Annotated in this window: 12 protein-coding genes and 1 pseudogene; 6 read left to right on the top strand and 7 right to left on the bottom strand. The window is 37.0% G+C overall.

What is annotated here, in order from left to right; translation table 11 throughout:
- Nucleotides 1-494 precede the first annotated feature (494 nt).
- Together B3P17_RS09915 and guaA are read left to right on the top strand one after the other, a co-directional pair.
- On the top strand, nucleotides 495-1,565 hold the full coding sequence (locus tag B3P17_RS09915; protein WP_252638037.1) for a toll/interleukin-1 receptor domain-containing protein: 1,071 nt from the start codon (nucleotides 495-497) through the stop codon (nucleotides 1,563-1,565).
- A gap of 250 nt (nucleotides 1,566-1,815) precedes the next feature.
- Nucleotides 1,816-3,304 (top strand): annotated as a pseudogene (gene guaA, locus B3P17_RS09910) (glutamine-hydrolyzing GMP synthase).
- Nucleotides 3,305-3,373: 69 nt separating this feature from the next.
- Here guaA and trxA read toward each other — a convergent pair.
- Both trxA and B3P17_RS09900 read right to left on the bottom strand, forming a co-directional pair.
- On the bottom strand, nucleotides 3,374-3,841 hold the full coding sequence (gene trxA / locus B3P17_RS09905) for a thioredoxin (RefSeq protein WP_252638033.1): 468 nt from the start codon (nucleotides 3,839-3,841) through the stop codon (nucleotides 3,374-3,376).
- A gap of 10 nt (nucleotides 3,842-3,851) precedes the next feature.
- Nucleotides 3,852-4,016, bottom strand: a complete 165-nt coding sequence (locus tag B3P17_RS09900) for a hypothetical protein (RefSeq protein ID WP_252638031.1) — start codon at nucleotides 4,014-4,016, stop codon at nucleotides 3,852-3,854.
- 289 nt (nucleotides 4,017-4,305) lie between these two features.
- On the opposite strand from B3P17_RS09900, the gene mutS reads away from it, so the two are divergent.
- The 3 genes from mutS (at nucleotide 4,306) to B3P17_RS09885 (ending at nucleotide 8,609) form a co-directional block, all read left to right on the top strand.
- On the top strand, nucleotides 4,306-6,888 hold the full coding sequence (gene mutS / locus B3P17_RS09895) for a DNA mismatch repair protein MutS (RefSeq protein ID WP_291105320.1): 2,583 nt from the start codon (nucleotides 4,306-4,308) through the stop codon (nucleotides 6,886-6,888).
- 206 nt (nucleotides 6,889-7,094) lie between these two features.
- The gene (locus B3P17_RS09890) at nucleotides 7,095-8,036 is read left to right on the top strand and encodes a UDP-glucuronic acid decarboxylase family protein (protein WP_135105468.1); all 942 of its coding nucleotides are present in this window, start codon (nucleotides 7,095-7,097) and stop codon (nucleotides 8,034-8,036) included.
- 12 nt (nucleotides 8,037-8,048) lie between these two features.
- A complete protein-coding gene (locus tag B3P17_RS09885) occupies nucleotides 8,049-8,609 on the top strand; it encodes a porin family protein (protein ID WP_291105318.1) in 561 nt (186 codons plus the stop codon).
- A gap of 191 nt (nucleotides 8,610-8,800) precedes the next feature.
- Here the strand turns inward: B3P17_RS09885 and B3P17_RS09880 are convergent, their stop codons facing one another.
- The 5 genes from B3P17_RS09880 to B3P17_RS09860 all read right to left on the bottom strand — a co-directional run bounded on the left by B3P17_RS09880 (nucleotide 8,801) and on the right by B3P17_RS09860 (nucleotide 14,389).
- A complete protein-coding gene (locus tag B3P17_RS09880) occupies nucleotides 8,801-9,919 on the bottom strand; it encodes a glycosyltransferase (protein WP_252638023.1) in 1,119 nt (372 codons plus the stop codon).
- Complete coding sequence (locus tag B3P17_RS09875; protein ID WP_252638021.1) at nucleotides 9,916-10,953, bottom strand: glycosyltransferase family 9 protein; 1,038 nt, start codon at nucleotides 10,951-10,953, stop codon at nucleotides 9,916-9,918. Before B3P17_RS09875 ends, B3P17_RS09880 begins: the two co-directional genes overlap by 4 nt.
- A 21-nt stretch (nucleotides 10,954-10,974) precedes the next feature.
- Entirely contained in the window at nucleotides 10,975-11,586 is a 612-nt protein-coding gene (locus tag B3P17_RS09870; protein WP_252638020.1) for a DUF4254 domain-containing protein, read from the bottom strand.
- A 33-nt stretch (nucleotides 11,587-11,619) separates the two neighbouring features.
- Nucleotides 11,620-13,164, bottom strand: a complete 1,545-nt coding sequence (locus B3P17_RS09865) for a YifB family Mg chelatase-like AAA ATPase (protein WP_252638019.1) — start codon at nucleotides 13,162-13,164, stop codon at nucleotides 11,620-11,622.
- An 88-nt stretch (nucleotides 13,165-13,252) separates the two neighbouring features.
- Nucleotides 13,253-14,389 (bottom strand): TlpA disulfide reductase family protein, encoded by a 1,137-nt coding sequence (locus B3P17_RS09860; RefSeq protein ID WP_291105314.1) that lies wholly within the window; start codon nucleotides 14,387-14,389, stop codon nucleotides 13,253-13,255.
- Between the two features lie 325 nt (nucleotides 14,390-14,714).
- Here B3P17_RS09860 and B3P17_RS09855 point away from each other — a divergent pair, with 325 nt between their 5' ends.
- Nucleotides 14,715-16,877 (top strand): S9 family peptidase, encoded by a 2,163-nt coding sequence (locus tag B3P17_RS09855; RefSeq protein WP_393924993.1) that lies wholly within the window; start codon nucleotides 14,715-14,717, stop codon nucleotides 16,875-16,877.

Below are 16,877 nucleotides of genomic sequence, written 5' to 3'. Positions count from 1 at the left end.
TTTTTAGATAAATTGATAAAACTTCTTGAGGAAAGAATGGATGGACTAGATAATAAATAATTAGGTATATAAACTTTCAGTAAAATATACTTGTCAAGAGATTTGGATTAGATAAATAATACCTATATTTGACGTAAGAAGTTAGGCTTACAGAGGTCTGCCAAAACAAGACAAAAGGACATTGTTTTAATCGTTACGAATTCGTCACGAATGTGCCTCTTGAAAACTTTAAACGATTGATTATTATATCTATTACGAGATAAAAAAGCGTTCTCAGCGGGATCACTTAACAAAAAGCCTTTCAAAAATGAAAGGCTTTTTTCATTTTTGCCCTGTATCCCACATTATCACTAAGAATTGTATTTACAAATTCATTAATTTTCGTAGTTTGATATTTGTGTCTTGAATAATTTTATAAATAAAGTTATACATTTATAAATAAATGTTAAATTTGAGATGTTGTATACATTCTAAGTTTTTAATTATTTCTCATAATGAAGAAAATCTTTATTAGTCATTCTACTTTAGATAAAGAGCTTGTGGATATCTTTATTGATAAAATATTAGTGTTAGGCATGAATTTAGAAGTTAAAGATATAGTATGCACATCTCGAGAAGACACAGGGGTCAAATCAGGAGAAGATATTAGAGACTTCATAAAAGAATATATTACAAATTGTAATTATGTTTTGTTTATGATATCTGAGAATTATAAGAAAAGCGAAATATGTCTTAATGAAATGGGTGCAGCTTGGGCTACAAATAGGAATGTTAAGCCAATAGTTTTTCCAAATATTGGTTTTGAGTCTATTGGTTGGCTCTATAACATTAAAAGGGGTATAAAGTTAGATGATTCTGCTGCATTGGATTCTTTATACGAAGAGATTAGTGAAATATGCGAAACAAAATCAAGAGTATCAACATGGAATAAACAGAAAACTGAATTTATTGATTTTTTAAGTAAAAAATATAATCAAGAAACTTTAGAAACATCTTTAGTTATTTATGAAGAAGAAAAAACTGAAGAAGAATTAGATTTACTAGATTGTCGTGAAAAATTTGATGATAATATAGCAATCTGTCTGAGATCATTAGAAACAATCACTTCTTCCTTAGAACGAAATACAGAGTTTACAAATAAAACAACTAAAATGTTGAATAATATACAAGAAAATAAAAACATGTCATTCTCTCAAGTACGTCCTATTTTATTAAAGTTAGCCTATGAAAATAATATACTAGGAGATGTTTGCGAGCAGGAGTCTCCTATTATAGAAGACTCTTTTTCCAAAGCAATCGAGTTTAGCATAAAAATGAGAGAATTAGCTCAACTTGAAGATGAAGATATTGAACCTGAAAGAGAGTCTATAAAGTCTCTAATTGAGGCAATGGAAGATTTTCTTGATGCAACAAGAAGTTGTAAAGAAACAATGCTTAATGATGAAAGTAAATTAGATAAAACTCATACAAAATCGAAGAAAAGATTAATTGAATGTTTTACAGGACTAAGTGATGTTTTAGAAAAAAAAATTGATAAAGCCAATGAATTATTAATCTATACATAATAATTTATTTTTGCTCTATAATATCTTGTCTCAATGTACTAGCCCTTTTCAAATATCTCAATTGTCATTTAAAGTATAATCAACATCCGTATTTTCTCATCATAAACTATAGTATCCTTCCCAAACATCAAAGGTTAATATAATACAGAAGTCTCAGGACTGTAAAAAAATAAAAATAGCTCTTTAGTAAGACCAAAAAATGATGTATCTTTGTGCGCATTAAATAAACATCCCTTACTTATCTATATTTATGCACGAAAAAATCATTATTCTTGATTTCGGGTCACAAACCACCCAACTTATTGGTCGCAGAGTAAGAGAACTCAATACGTACTGCGAGATAGTGCCTTACAATAAATTTCCATTCGGAGATGAAACAGTAAAAGGAGTTATTCTTTCGGGAAGTCCATTTTCGGTAAACGACTCTGATGCGTTTAAACCTGAACTTAGTGAAATAAGAAAAGACTATCCTGTTCTGGGTATTTGTTACGGAGCACAATATTTGGCTTATACATCGGGCGGAAAAGTAGAGAAAAGCGACTCTCGCGAATACGGGAGAGCTCATCTTGCGAAAATAGACTCTTCGGAGCCTCTCTTTGATGGAATACAAGCAGGTACTCAGGTCTGGATGTCGCATGGTGATACAATAACATCTCTTCCTCACGATTTTAAAACTATAGCCAGTACAGGTGATGTAGAGGCTGCAGCATACAAAATAGATGGAGAGCCTACATGGGCTGTGCAATTCCATCCCGAAGTTTTTCATACAACAGATGGTACACGTTTGTTGAGTAATTTCTTGAATATATGTAAGATGAAGCGCGACTGGTCGCCTGCTTCTTTTATCGATACGNNATAAGGTGATTCTTGCACTCTCGGGAGGCGTAGATTCGTCAGTAACGGCAGTATTATTGAATAAGGCAATCGGTAAAAACCTTACGTGTGTGTTTGTTGATCATGGCTTGCTTCGTAAGAATGAATTCGAAAACGTTTTGAAAGATTATGAGCATCTTGGCCTTAATGTGATAGGCGTTAATGCTAAAGATCGTTTCTATAAAGCTCTTGCTGGGGTTACTGACCCTGAGCAAAAGCGTAAGATAATAGGTAAAGGCTTTATTGATGTTTTTGATGAAGAAGCGCATAAGTTGACTGACATAAAATGGTTGGGACAGGGTACTATTTATCCTGACATTATAGAATCTTTGTCGATAACAGGAACAGTAATCAAATCGCATCATAATGTTGGTGGCTTACCTGAAAAGATGCACTTGAAGTTGGTAGAACCTCTTCGCCTGTTATTTAAAGATGAAGTACGTCGTGTCGGTCTTGAACTTGGCATGAAAGAAAATCTTATCAAGCGTCATCCGTTCCCGGGCCCGGGTCTTGGAATTCGTATCCTTGGCGATATTACTCCCGAAAAGGTCGAGATTGCTCAGAATGCTGATGATATTTATATTTCTATGTTGCGTGAATGGGGGTTGTACGATAAAGTATGGCAGGCAGGAGCAATATTGTTGCCAATCCGTTCGGTAGGAGTAATGGGCGATGAACGTACCTATGAGAATACAGTCGCTTTACGCGCCGTAACATCTACAGATGCTATGACTGCCGACTGGGCACACTTGCCTTATGAGTTTTTAGCTAAAGTCTCTAACGAGATTATCAATAAGGTGAAAGGAGTGAATCGTGTCGTTTATGATATATCGTCAAAACCACCGGCAACTATCGAGTGGGAATAAGATATTGACGAAAATATAAAAAAGGACTTCAATTTGAAGTCCTTTTTTTATGTCCTATACGAGAGTCTTTTACTTCTTTTCTAACAAAACTTTGTCTATAGCTTCTTTTAGGGCGTTTTTAGGGAGAGCACCTTGTGCCATTTGTGGGGTTCCATTCATCGGGACGAACAACAGGCTTGGAATACTTCTGATTCCAAATAGAGCGGATAACTCAAGCTCTGCTTCCGTATCTATTTTGTAAATATATATTTCTCCATCATATTCTTTTGCTAACTCCTCCAAAACAGGAGCTACAGCCTTACATGGCCCACACCAGTCTGCATAAAAGTCAATTAAGGCGGGTTTGTCTCCCAAGTATTTCCATTCGTTCGGATTGGCTTCGTAATTAGCCACTTTCTTTAAGAAATCTATTTTGTTTAAATGTATTGTTTTCACTTTGTTTTCTGTTTTAGTAGGTTCCTCTGTCTTGCTACTGCTGGTTTGAGCATAAGTTGTAAGCGAGATTCCTGCGATCAATACTAGTAATAATAATCTCATTCTATTTATATTATTTTTCTTTGTTTATCTCTTTCGATCCGGCATATTGCTGATTATTATCTATCTGGCAATATCCTGTTATGCAGCAGGAAGTATTTGCTGCTACGATAAAGATACCTAAAATAAATTGCAAAAAACGAGTAGCAATCCACTTCTTTGTATACCGTCTCATCATTTTTTCTTTTTCTAAAAACAGCTACAAATATAATATATATTTTCCTTTAGAATATATTTCTATGGTTAAATAAAATGAATGATGATATGCAGAACTTGATAGCGATTAAACCGTAAGAGGATTTAGAGAGATAAAAACAAATAAGTTTTAACTCCGTTTTTCGAAGCCAAAATAAAGATTCATCACACTTTCATTTATTTTTTTCTATCTTTGTTTTCTTATAATTGATTCATAAAAACATCTAAACTATATAAATACTGTGTCAAAAAAGGTAGCTGAAACCCCACTGATGAAACAATATTTTGAGATCAAGAGCAAGCATCCTGATGCTATATTATTGTTCAGAGTAGGAGACTTTTACGAAACATTTTCGGATGACGCTATCGATGCTGCCGAGATCTTGGGAATCACGCTTACGCGTAGAGGAAACGGTACTGCTCAGTTTGTAGAATTGGCAGGATTTCCACACCATGCATTGGATACATATTTGCCAAAGTTGGTACGTGCCGGAAGGCGTGTCGCTATTTGTGACCAATTGGAAGACCCTAAGCAAACGAAGACCCTCGTAAAGAGAGGTATTACCGAGCTTGTTACCCCCGGGGTATCAATCAATGATAATATACTAAATCATAAAGAGAATAATTTCCTTTGTGCCATTCACTTTGCAAAGAACACCTGTGGAGTTTCTTTTTTGGATATTTCTACCGGAGAATTTCTGGTTGCAGAGGGTACAAAAGAATATATAGATAAACTACTTACAAACTTTTCTCCTAAAGAGGTGCTCTTAGAGAGAAGTAAGAAAAAAATGTTTGAAGAGTCGTTTGGCTCTCGTTTTTTTATTTTCGAGCTCGACGATTGGGTGTTTACCGAAGATACAGCAAAAGGTCGCCTTTTGAAGCATTTCGAAACCCGCAATCTGAAAGGGTTTGGTGTGGAGCATCTGACAAACGGAGTTATTGCTGCAGGGACAATTCTTCATTATCTGGATGTTACTCAACATACTCAGATAGGGCATATAACATCTCTCTCTCGTATAGAGGAGGATAAATATGTACGTTTAGATAAGTTTACAGTGCGTAGCCTTGAGATTATCTCAACGATGAACGAAGGAGGCAAAAGCCTGTTAGACATCTTGGATAAGACAGTCTCACCAATGGGTGCACGTATGCTTCGCCGCTGGCTTGTATTCCCGCTCAAAGATGTAAAACCTATCAATAGCCGCTTGTCGGTTGTAGAATACTTCTTTAAGGATATAGAACTGAAAACTTTGCTCGAAGAACAGCTTGCGTTGATCGGAGACCTGGAGCGGATTATTTCAAAGGTTGCCGTAAACAGAGTTTCTCCGCGCGAAATCGTTCAACTCAAGGTGGCATTGAAAGCAATAGAACCGATACGAAATGCATTTTTGGCTTCGGACGAGCCAAGCCTGAGAGAAATAGGAGAAAGGCTCAACCCTTGTCCGGTGATACATGATCGTATCGAAAAAGAAGTGCAACCCGATCCCCCTTCTCTGATTAATAAAGGAAATATAATAAGAAAAGGAGTAAACCCGGAACTGGACGAGCTTCGAGATATAGCCTATTCAGGAAAAGATTATTTATTAAAGATACAGCAACGAGAAACTGAAGCTACAGGTATATCATCTCTCAAGATCAGTTTTAATAACGTATTTGGCTACTATATTGAAGTCAGAAATACTCATAAAGATAAAGTCCCTGAAGGCTGGATACGCAAGCAAACATTGGTAAATGCGGAGCGTTACATTACTCAGGAGCTGAAAGAATATGAAGAAAAGATACTGGGTGCTGAAGAAAAAATTCAGGTTTTGGAGTCTAATCTATTCAATGAACTTGTTCTTAGTATTGTAGAGTATATACCGGCAATACAGGCAAATGCAAGTCTTATTGCTCAGACTGATTGTTTACTTTCTTTTTCCAAAGTTGCAAAAGAGAATAAATATATCCGTCCCGAGATAAATGACACGGATGTTTTGAAGATAAAGAATGGTCGACATCCTGTAATAGAGAAGCAGTTACCGCTTGGGGAAAGTTATATTGCCAATGATGTATCTTTGGATAGTAACAAGCAGCAGATAATAATTATTACCGGGCCCAATATGGCCGGTAAATCGGCATTGCTTCGTCAAACTGCACTCATTACACTGATGGCACAGGCCGGAAGTTTTGTCCCTGCCGAATCGGCTCAAATAGGATTGGTGGATAAAATCTTCACTCGTGTAGGAGCTTCTGATAACATATCGGTAGGTGAGTCTACGTTTATGGTAGAGATGAATGAAGCCTCTGATATTTTGAATAACTTATCACCTAAAAGTCTTGTTTTGTTTGATGAATTGGGGCGTGGAACAAGCACCTATGACGGTATTTCTATCGCATGGGCTATTGTAGAGTACATTCACGAACATCCTAAGGCAAGAGCGAAAACCTTGTTTGCAACGCACTATCATGAGCTGAACGAGATGGAAAAATCCTTTAAGCGGATAAAGAACTTCAATGTTTCGGTTAAAGAAATAGCTAATAAAGTTATATTCCTTCGTAAACTTGTTCCCGGAGGAAGTGAACATAGTTTTGGTATACATGTAGCTAAGATGGCGGGAATGCCTCAAAGCATTGTTAAGAGGGCGAATTCTATATTAAAGCAATTGGAATCGGATAATCGTAAACAAGGTATATCCAAACCGATTAAAGATATTAAAGAAAATAGAGAAGGATATCAGCTAAGCTTTTTCCAACTTGATGACCCTGTTCTCAGTCAGGTAAGAGACGAAATTAAATCATTAGATGTAAACAATCTGACACCAATGGAGGCTCTAAACAAGCTGAATGAGATAAAAAAAATAGTATCCGGTAAATAGGAGTGGATAGACTTTACATACGTGTAACTTTATAAAATAATAAGAAAACTTGCTCATCAAATTCATAAATAGAATCTGATAAATTCAAACTATTGCAAAACTGTACTTTAGGTAGTTTTTCTTTCAATAAAAAAACTATATTCGTCAAGTTTTTTTGTTTCTTTGTGTTTTAGAATAAATTAAATAACAGCTATTTCTGTAAAATAATGAATCGCAAAAAGATATTGGTCACCGGTGGTGCGGGATTTATTGGTTCACATCTTTGTGAAAGACTTTTGAAAGATGGGAATGAAGTTTTATGCTTAGATAATTATTTTACAGGCTCAAAAGATAATATCATACATCTTTTAGATAATCCATATTTTGAATTAATCAGACATGATATAGTTCATCCTTTTCATGCAGATGTGGATGAGATATACAATTTGGCTTGTCCTGCTTCTCCTGTACATTATCAGTATAATGCGATAAAAACAATAAAAACGTCTGTAGTAGGAGCCATCAATATGCTTGGTTTGGCAAAACGCCTGAAGGCAAAGGTGCTTCAAGCTTCTACAAGTGAGGTGTATGGCGACCCCAATGTACACCCTCAGCCCGAATCTTATTGGGGAAATGTAAATCCGATAGGGATACGTTCTTGCTATGATGAAGGAAAGCGTTGTGCCGAAACCTTATTTATGGACTATCACCGTCAGAATGGAGTGAGGATAAAGATTGTACGTATATTTAATACTTACGGACCTCATATGAATCCCAATGATGGGAGGGTTGTATCTAATTTTATTGTGCAAGCACTCAAAGGAGAAGATATTACGATATATGGTGATGGGACTCAGACCAGAAGCTTTCAGTATGTAGATGACCTTGTTGAAGCGATGACCCGAATGATGGCGACCGACGACTCTTTTATTGGTCCTGTAAATACAGGAAATCCGGGAGAGTTTACAATGCTTGAACTTGCAACCCTCATTCTCGAACTTACAGGTTCAAAGTCGAAACTGATATTTATGCCTTTACCTAGTGATGATCCTAAACAGAGAAGACCCGATATAACTTTAGCAAAAGAAAAGCTAAGCTGGGAACCGAAGGTACAACTGAGGGATGGGTTGATTAAAACGATTGACTATTTTGACAAAATCTTAACATAATGTGTTATAATAATGAATGCAATTTACAAAACAACAAAACTATTAGCTGTAATGCTTCTGCTAGCAACAGCCGGAAATGCACAAGATAATGTAGCGATTGTAGGAGTAAGAGCCGGAATAAATCTTTCGGGACAAGATGGAGTGCCAAGAGGTGAGCTGGACAGTTATGCCAAAGTTGGCTTCAATATAGGCGTGACGGTAGATTTCAGATTATCAGATAAAATGTATTTGATAACGGGTATGGAATACACAGTAAAAGGTTCTAAAGGCAAAAAATATGTAGAGGCGACATCAGATGCTCCGGGTCACTATTTTATTAATAACGATAAGCCTGCTTATTTACAAGTACCGCTTCATGTAGGTTACCTCTGGCCTATAAACAGGGATTTTCGTCTGATGTTTCATGCGGGACCTTTTATGGCATATGGCTTAGGCGGTAAAACGCATTGGACATATGTCTATGACGATAAAGAATTTAGAAAAAAAGAAGACTTCTTCGGTATTGGTGTCGGAAAATTTGACTGGGGATTAGTNNTGTTAATGCCGAATACGACAGATATGTTTTGGCTGTAGGATACGATCGCGGATTGAGAAATTTTGCACCCGGATATAATGATGGAAAGGCCAGAACAAGAAATATGTATATTTCATTAGGATACTTATTTTAAACGCAAACAGGATTATGAAACTCAATAATCATTCTTGCCTATAACGAGCCGAGGAAAACTCATTAGGATTGATAGGAGTGCACCAGAAGGCGGATGTTACAAGCGGGATAAAGAAGATTCGGTAAATTGGATGAAGCTTTTCCAGGATAATCGTTTCTTCTCTTCTTTAATTTTTTCCCTATAAATAGAGATCTTCTTTTCATCCGAAAAGAATTCCAATACAGCTTCGGCAATGTCTGTATTGGTTGCAGTTGGTGCTACAACTCCAATTTGTGCATCTTTTACACTATTTCCTAGTTCTCCCACATTTGTCGCTATTATAGGGAGCTCCATCTGTATGGCAATCGCAGTAACCCCACTTTGTGTAGCAGACCGATAAGGTAATACTAAAACATCTGCTGCTGAGAAAAAAGTGGCGACCATACTATCCGGAATATATTGCTCGAATACTTTTATATTATCCTTTAATCGAGATTTCTCGATAAGTTTTTTATACTTTTCAAAATCGCCATAACTTTCTCCGGATATGATAAGTTGGAAGCTATCGTCAAGGTAGTCCATTGATTCTATAAGTAAGTCGAGACCTTTATATTCTCGGATGAGACCAAAAAATAAAAGATTCTTTTTGTCACTTCTTATTCCCAGTTTATCGCAAGCTAGCTCTTTTTCTATTGTTTCGCCATAATTATCATATATCGGATGCGGATGTAAAAATATATTTGCCCCTTTGCAAAGCGATAATACATCTTTCCTGACTGTTTCACTTAATACGATGAAAGCATCACATCTATTGAAAAATAGTTTTGTAAGAGGCTTATCTATAACTCGTTTTTCGTGAGGAATCGCATTATGTACAAGTGCCACTATTTTTATCTGCTTGTTTAGCATCAGGCAAACAGAGCTGTAGGCAGGCACCATAAATGACATCCAATAGGAGATAATCAGTATGTCAGGCTTGTATTTATTTATTTCCTTTGCTGTTTTTATATAGCTGAAAGGGTTTATGCTATTCAGCGTACGACAGCTTTCTATATCCGAATATTCATTGTCTGGGACATACTGGCTTTTTCCCGGGAATAGAAAATTAGGGTATAATGTTGTAAATGAAAATGCCTTCACCTCATTGTTTCCCGATAGCCCTCTGTAGAGCAATTCGCTAAATTGGGCAATTCCGCCTCTATAGGGAAAAAATGGTGAAAGGATCGCTATTTTCATGATTGTGTTTTATTCAGTTCTTGGTGAATGCGAGATACGACCATATCTTCCGAGATTCTCTCTAAACAAGCATAATCTTCTCGTTGGCAGGGTAGGTCTCCATATACCGAGCAGGGTCTACATTCAATATCTATTTGAATAGCATTGTCTAAGTCCTGATTGAAGCCATAAAATCCTAATGATGGATGTGTTGCACCCCAAATTGAGATTACAGGAACCTGAACAAGAGATGCCAGGTGCATATTTGCAGAATCCATTGAGAGCATTACATCCAGATATGATATAAGCATAAGCTCTCTTTCCAGATTTAATTTTCCCATTGTATTCACTGTATTTGGAAACATCTTAGCCCATTTAGACAAGACCCTATCTTCTTCTTTCCCTGCGCCGAACAGAAATATAGTAATATTGTCGTCTTTGGATAGTTTCTCAATCACTTTTTCCATTTTTTCCAGAGGGTATATTTTGCCCTTATGCTTAGAAAAAGGAGCAATTCCCACCCACTTGCCGGTTTTTTCGGTAGCTATAGACCTTAAGCTGGAAAAGTCTTTGGGTATAAACTGTAATACATTTGTAAAAATCATGGGAGCAGGAAATCCCAAATCGTCAAATACTTTTTGATATCGTTCGATAGTACTTTTTAAAGGGGGCTGTAGGTTTTTATGGGCAATCATTTCTCTTTTTTCTTTACGCCCTTTGTCTATATAAGCCATTTTGCGCCCTGTCATTTTCATAAAGAAACGGATGGCTTTAGATCTCAGAACATCATGTTCGTCGGCCACATGAGAAAAGCCAAGAGTTGCAACCCTCTTGATGATTCTAAACAGCCCTACTATGCCCTTGTGTCTGCCGGTAACGTCTACCGGAATCACATTAATGTTGAAGCCTAAGTTTTCGAATAGAGGGGCAAAAGCTTTTCGCGTCATTACCGAAAAACGGTCTTGAGGGTACTTTGCTGCAACAGAAAAAATGACAGGTACAAGAATTGCAACATCCCCAAACGAGGAAGTGCGGATTACTAATACTTTAGCCATAATTGCAAAATTAGTGTTAGGTTATTTTGATTCTTTTCCATATAAAACAGGATTAAGAGCAGGGTCATTATACATTTTCATTTGCTTGTATACCTTCATATACTTGTTTCCTGCTTCTATGTCCTCTAATAATTCTTCAATAGCTGTGGATAAATCTTCACGCTGGGCTAACAATATATCTAATTTTTTAGAAACCTGTTCGTGATGATTTGCATCCGAATCTTTTCTGTCTACCTCTTGCTGCATGTGATATATTTTGAGAGCAAGTATCGATAAACGGTCGATAGCCCATGCCGGGCTTTCTGTATTGATACGGGCATTTGGTTGTATCTTTATGTCTTTATATTTATCAAGGAAATAGCTGTCAATTAATTCAACCAAGTCAGTTCTTTCCTGGTTCGATTTATCTATTCTTCTTTTTATTTTTAGAGCTTCTGTTGGGTTTATTTCAGGGTCACGAATAATGTCTTCCAGATGCCATTGAACAGTATCAATCCAATTTTTGAGGTACAGGAAATACTCGATGGTTTTTTCTTCAAACGGGTTGTTTATTGGAGTATCAACATGATCTGCCTTATGGTAATCATTTATTACTTGCACAAAAATGGAATTACTTAATTCGGTAAAAGTCATGATCTAGATTTTTAGTATTACTTATTTATTAATTTATTTTTTACTCGCCCACGTTTCCCTATCCAAATTTCGGTAATTTATTGCTTCTGCCAAATGTTTTGAATGAATTTTTTCAGAATTATCCAGATCCGCAATGGTTCGAGACACTTTTAGTATGCGATCGTATGCTCTTGCTGATAAATTGAATCGATCCATTGCTGTTTTTAATAATTGCAATCCCTCGTTATCGGGTGAAGCATATTTAGCGAGCATTTTGGGTGTCATCTGAGCATTGCAGTAGATGCCTTCTTCATTCTCGAAGCGTTTACTTTGTTGTTCTCTAGCAACAATTACCCGCTCTCGAATAAGGTTGCTTGCTTCAGCAGGTGTTTTATCCGATATCTTTTCAAATGGAACTGGTACTATTTCTATATGAATATCTACCCGGTCGAGTAATGGCCCCGATATCTTATTCAGATACTTCTGCACTGCTCCATTGGGGCAAACGCATTCTTTTTCGGGATGATTGTAGTACCCGCATGGGCACGGATTCATCGAAGAAATCAGCATAAAGCTTGCAGGATACTCCACTGTAAACTTTGAGCGTGATATGGTTATTCTCCTATCTTCGAGCGGCTGTCTCATTACTTCGAGCACACTCCGGCTAAACTCGGGCAATTCGTCAAGAAATAATACTCCGTTGTGAGCCAGACTTATTTCTCCCGGCTGAGGATATGCCCCACCTCCAACCAGTGCTACATCAGAAATTGTATGATGCGGACTGCGGAACGGACGTTGAGCCATCAGTGCTGTTTCTGTGCCTATTTTTCCGGCTACGCTGTGTATCTTTGTTGTTTCAAGCGCTTCATGCAGGGTGAATGGAGGTAGGATGGAAGGCATTCGTTTAGCCATCATCGATTTCCCTGCACCGGGAGGACCGATCATAATGAGGTTATGACCTCCTGCTGCGGCAACTTCCAATGCTCGCTTTACGTTTTCTTGTCCTTTTACGTCCGAGAAGTCGAAATCGAATAATTGTTGGGCATTATAGAACTCGGTGCGAGTATCTACGATTGTTTTTTTCAGATCGTAATCTCCATTAAAGAAGTTTACTACCTCTTTGATGTTGTCTACACCGTATACCTCAAGGTTATTTACAACTGCTGCTTCCCGTGCATTCTTATTCGGCAGTATAATTCCTTTAAATCCCATTGTTCGAGCCATTATGGCTATCGGTAAAACACCTTTAATGGGGAGTATGCTGCCATCGAGAGAAAGTTCTCCCATTATTATGTATTCTTCAAGTTTGTTCGGCTTTACACTATCTGATGCCGCTAATATCCCTATAGCTAAAGGCAGATCGTAAGCTGTACCTTCCTTGCGTATGTCGGCAGGAGACATGTTTATGACGACTTGTTGTCTTGGAAATTTATATCCGTTTACTTGCAAGGCCGAAATGATTCGTTCATGGCTTTCCTTCACTGACGCATCAGGTAGTCCAACCAGCATGAACTTAATTCCCTTCGAGCAGTTAACTTCTATGGTGATAAGTGTAGCCTCTATTCCTTGAACAGCAGCTCCAAAAATTTTGACTAACATCTATTATATTGTATATAGTAGTAAAGTTGTACTTTTATTAGTACTACACAAATATAAGGAAAAAAAAGGAATCCTTAAGTGTTAACGACTATTTGCGAGAATCAACCAGCTCATCCATCTTTTTTATTAAAGCGGTAACGGGGAAATCTCTGTCGGTTATATTACCCGAAGGCGATATAAGTACATTGTATGGTATCTCGCGTATATAATAAGTATCGAATTCTTTTGCAGACCATCCGCCTTTTACGGGTATGATCGTCCATTTTACAGAATCAGTGAAACCCTTTGATATCGGTTCATCTTCTATATCTTTGATTATGGATATGAATTCGATATTCTTTTTCTGCTTCTTCAATTCGTTATAAACCTTTACGGCATCTTTTTTTTCTAACTTGCACACTTCACAAGTTGTAGAGGCAAATGTTAATAGCACATATTTCCCTTTAAAGTCGGACAACTGCACATTTTTTCCATTTACATCTTTCAGGTTGAAAACGGGTGCTATTGCTCCTACCGATGATCTTTTTACTTTATCTCTAAATTGTTTTAGATCGGCACTCAGTTGAAAGTCAACCGCTTTTCCTTTTAGTAAAGCAAGGTTTTCATCGAGGCGGGGAATAGATGATTCGTCTTTAAAAAATGTGTTGATTAACATCACGCTTGCTATCTTCTCTGGATTTGTTTTTATATAGTTAGCCGCAATGTTAGATAATTCGAAGTTTATATTCTTTAATTCTACTACGTAGTCTTTAACTTTGAGGGTATCATTGTTGTCTGAGTTTTTTCTGTCGGCAGCAATCAAGATGTCCGCCCGATTCTTTAATAACTCTTTATTTTGATTCTTAAATGTTGTGAGGTCATCATTCACATCACCGCCCTTCACGTTTATCAAGTCGGGGTATAATGCATCTCCTTTTAGTTCTACATCCCATCCTTTGTTTACAAGTATATAGGTGCTTTTTGTATTCTGGTTGAAATAAAGGGACATTTCTGTAAGTGTGTCAACTGCTCCTTTGAACGAAAATTCTCCTTTTGCATTTATCGGAATTGTATCTATAACAACAGAGTCGCCGACTTCATGAGACATTAGGAAATAATTCCCTGTAAGATTCTCCAGTTTTCCGGATATCTCATATTTCGATGTCGCTTTTTTGTCACAGGATATCATTACTGTAGCGCAAAGTGTGACGATTCCTATGTAGCGTAATGCATTATAGATAGACATTCTTCCTGATTTTGTTAAGTTATATATCTTCCCCTTGATATTTTGAACGTGTAAAGATACTATTTATTATTTAAACGTTTAAAAAAATAAAATTGTTCTAAAAAAAACTAATTTAAGCAAGGCTGATGAACTTGTTTCTTCCTGTTAAAATAGATTCGGACTGAAAAAGAGTCGTTTATATTCAGAATATTTGAACTTTAACCCTTGATCTTTTTCTTATTATTGTCTTTTCTTTTCCTTATCTGGTATACTATTATATGCTCTTTGTAAGAAACGAAAACATTTAAAATCATTATCTTTGCTCGTAAAAACAAATTGATATTGTATGAAATCATTCGGTTCTCTTTTTTTCCTTCTTATAAGCATATTGTTTCCTATGAAATCTTATAGTCAAGAAATTCCTTTATCTCTCGAAGACCTTATTCCGGGAGGTAAAACGTACAGCAAGTATCGTGCCGAAATGCCTCGCCGGATAAGTTGGGCTGGTGATAAACTTACCTACGTTAAGGAGGATTCTATTATGATAGCACCTAATACGGAAAAGGAAACAGCTCAGGTTTTACTTACAGTTAAGGATATTAATGCCAATAGTGGTTTGGGAGAAGGAGAGACTTTTAAGAGTTTAACTTACGTGCAGTTTGTTTCTGCAACGTCAAACAATTTGATGATCGTTTCTCCCGAAAAGATCTATTTGTATGATTTTGTAAATAAGAAGCTGTCAGGAACTTTTTCTTCTACAGAAAAAATGGAGAATCACGACTTGTCAGATAAAAGTAACAATTTGGCATACACCGTAGAGAATAATCTTTTCGTACAAACCCCTGACGGGAAAAAATATGATGTCACAAGCGATACTGACAAGGGTATTGTAAACGGACAATCTGTCCATAGAAATGAGTTTGGAATAAATAAAGGTACTTTTTGGTCTCCTAAAGGAAACCTCCTGGCTTTTTACCGTATGGACGAAACAATGGTGACAGATTATCCTTTGGTTGATGTTTCGACTCGTATTGCTCAACTGAAAAATATAAAATATCCGATGGCAGGAATGAAAAGCCATCATGTCACAGTCGGCGTTTTTAATCCCGCAACTCAGGAAACAGTATTCCTTAAAACAGGTACACCGAAAGAAAAATATCTGACAAATATATCTTGGAGTCCCGATGAAAAGAGTGTTTATATAGCAGAAGTAAACAGAGGTCAGGATACATGTGTGCTAAGAAGCTACGACGCTTTGACGGGAAAACTGCAGACGACATTATTTACAGAGACTCATCCGAAATATGTAGAACCAGAAAATCCTGTTCTGTTTTTGAAAAATGATCCGAATAAATTTATTTGGCAAAGTGAACGTGATGGGCACAATCATTTGTATCTGTACGATACTAGCGGGAAGTTACTTAAACAAATCACTACAGGAGATTGGGATGTCACTTCTGTACTCGGATTTGATGAAAAAGGAGAAGCTCTGTTTTTCGTGTCAACGGAAGAAAGCCCGATAGAAAGGCATATTTATAAGCTTATTCTGAAAACAGGGAAGAGAGAAAAACTGTCGAAAGAAGAAGGTGTGCATAATGCCATGCTGAGTGCTTCGGGAAAATACGTATGTGACATTTATACTTCACAAAATAATCCGGGTAAAGCAGGCGTTACGGAGACTAAAACAAATAAAACCTATATCTTTCATACAGCTAAGAATCCTTACAAGAATGTGGAGTTGCCTGAAATTACGTTAGGTTCGTTGAAAGCGAATGATAATAGTACCGATTTGTATTATCGCATTGTTAAGCCTCTAAACTTTGATCCGAACAAAAAATACCCTGTGATAGTTTATGTGTATGGAGGTCCGCATTCGCAATTGGTAGATAACTCATGGCTCGGTCAGGCTAGAGGTTGGGATCTGTATATGGCTGAAAAAGGATATATTATTTTTACAATCGATAACAGAGGTACAAGTTATAGAGGGATAGATTTTGAGAATATCACACATCGCAGACTTGGTGTTATAGAGACTCAGGATCAGATGACAGGTGTTGAATACTTGAAATCTTTGCCATACGTAGATACTGACAGGATAGGCGTTCATGGATGGAGTTTCGGTGGTTTTATGACTCTCAATCTGATGCTTCGCCATCCCGAGACTTTCAAGGTAGGTGTAGCGGGTGGACCTGTTACTGATTGGAAATATTACGAAGTGATGTACGGCGAACGATATATGGATAGTCCACAGGAAAATCCTGAAGGATATAAAGAAACAAGTATGGTAGCACGTGCGGGAGATCTGAAAGGACGCTTGATGCTTATACATGGAGACGAAGACCCGACAGTAGTGATGCAACAAAGCCTTCAATTCCTAAATTCTGCAATAAAGAAAGGAACGCATCCTGACTTCTTCATTTATCCGGGGCATGGTCATAATATGATAGGGCGTGATAGGGTGCATCTGCATGAACATATAACTCGCTATTTTGATGATTTCTTGAAATAA

The organism is Dysgonomonas sp. UBA7630, from assembly GCF_002483985.1.
In the GTDB taxonomy this organism is placed as follows: Bacteria; Bacteroidota; Bacteroidia; order Bacteroidales; family Dysgonomonadaceae; genus Dysgonomonas.
Note: the sequence above shows the minus strand (reverse complement) of the source record. Positions and strands in the feature narration are given on the sequence as shown.